Source organism: Aquabacterium sp. OR-4 (assembly GCF_025290835.2).
In the GTDB taxonomy this organism is placed as follows: Bacteria; Pseudomonadota; Gammaproteobacteria; order Burkholderiales; family Burkholderiaceae_C; genus Pseudaquabacterium.
Genome location: NZ_JAOCQD020000007.1, coordinates 1 through 1,366 on the forward strand (window position 1 = coordinate 1; position 1,366 = coordinate 1,366).

General features: G+C 65.9%; 2 protein-coding genes. One reads left to right on the forward strand and one right to left on the reverse strand.

The window, feature by feature from the left end; all coding sequences use genetic code 11:
• A partial coding sequence (locus N4G63_RS28255; protein ID WP_314600823.1) for a hypothetical protein occupies nt 1-244 on the reverse strand: 244 nt, incomplete at its 3' end.
• Between the two features lie 145 nt (nt 245-389).
• Between N4G63_RS28255 and N4G63_RS28260 the strand changes: the two genes are divergently transcribed.
• Nucleotides 390-974 (forward strand): hypothetical protein, encoded by a 585-nt coding sequence (locus N4G63_RS28260; RefSeq protein ID WP_260785860.1) that lies wholly within the window; start codon nt 390-392, stop codon nt 972-974.
• Nucleotides 975-1,366 lie beyond the last annotated feature (392 nt).

Genomic DNA, 1,366 nt, shown 5'->3' on the forward strand with positions numbered 1-1,366 from the left:
TCCGGCCACAGCCCAGGCCAACGCCCAGGCCCCTGCCCTGGCCACCAGCCGCACGCCGCGCTGGTTTCGCCACGCAGCCGCCCGGCGCGAAACGCCGGCACCCAGGGCCGGCCGAATGGTCAAGCACGGGATGGTGCGCGCGCAGCCGGTGCGCGGGGCCTGGCTCAGCCGCATTCGCGCCGCCCTGCAGCAGCGCGCCGACCGGGCCGAGCACGGCACCCAGTTGCGCCACGAAGCCGGTCACGGACTGGCGCCTATATGGCGGTCGGTGACATGCCGTTCTTGTGCGCAGCCAGCCGCTTCGTTGGCGGCCTGGTGGGGGGCGTTTCCGGGTACAAACTCGGCTCTGCCGCAGCCAGCACCGCGTGGACCGCCGTCCAGAACCACCCATGAGCACCGCGAGCGCTCCATCGAACAATGCCGCCCTCTCCCGTCTGCTGGATGAGGCGTCCCGGGGCGCGGTGACGGACGCCGAGTTTCTCTCGCAAGCAAAGGAACTGGGCGTCAGTTCGGCCTGGGTGCAAGCACAACTGGAACGCCTGCACACCGACTGGGATGAGTCCCGGCTTTGCCTGCTGATCGACTGTCTGTACCTGCCGGGTGTTCATGGCGCGGCTGGCTGGGCGAGCGTCACGTCGGCGTTTTGCAGATTGATGCTTGACCCGCGCATGGAACCCGGCACCGTCGAGTTGACCGCCGATGCCATTGCAGACTTTCGTCTGGACTTGCAGGATCTGCGCGTTCTGACTCTGGTCTGCACCAGCTCACGTTGGAATGACGATGGCTACTGGCCAGACCTGCGCAAAGCCCTGGAGACCATGCCCGCCGCCGTGCACAACGGTGCCGTGTCGCGGCGGGAAGTCCTTGATCTGTTATCCACCGTCGCCAACAGCCCCGCAACGCAGACCGAGGACTGCGGTCTGCGAAGCACGGCGCAGGCCATGTCCCGCCAGATCAGCGAAGAGGCTGAATAGGCACGGGATTGCGAACGCGACCCATTGCCGTGCACCGGAAATCCGTATCCACACCGCCAGTTCCTGAGCCATCGACATAACCGACCGACGTGATGCCGAGCGCTTCAGGCAAACGCATCCCTATCATCCATGTAGCGCAGCATGTGGATACAGATGTTTGATCTGAACCTCTCGCCTCCAAGCCAGGATCCTCGAAGAATCGCCTAGGACAGGGAAACTGCGCCGGCCAACTGGACGCGTACTTTGTCGCCTACTGCCACACCATGCGTGAGGCGCAAATCAGCGAGGAGGATCCATGCAGATCGACCCGAACGCCAGCGGTGCCCTGGCTGGCGCCGTGAACGCGGCCACCGCCCAGGCCAACGCTCCGGCCACAGCCCAGGCCAACGCCC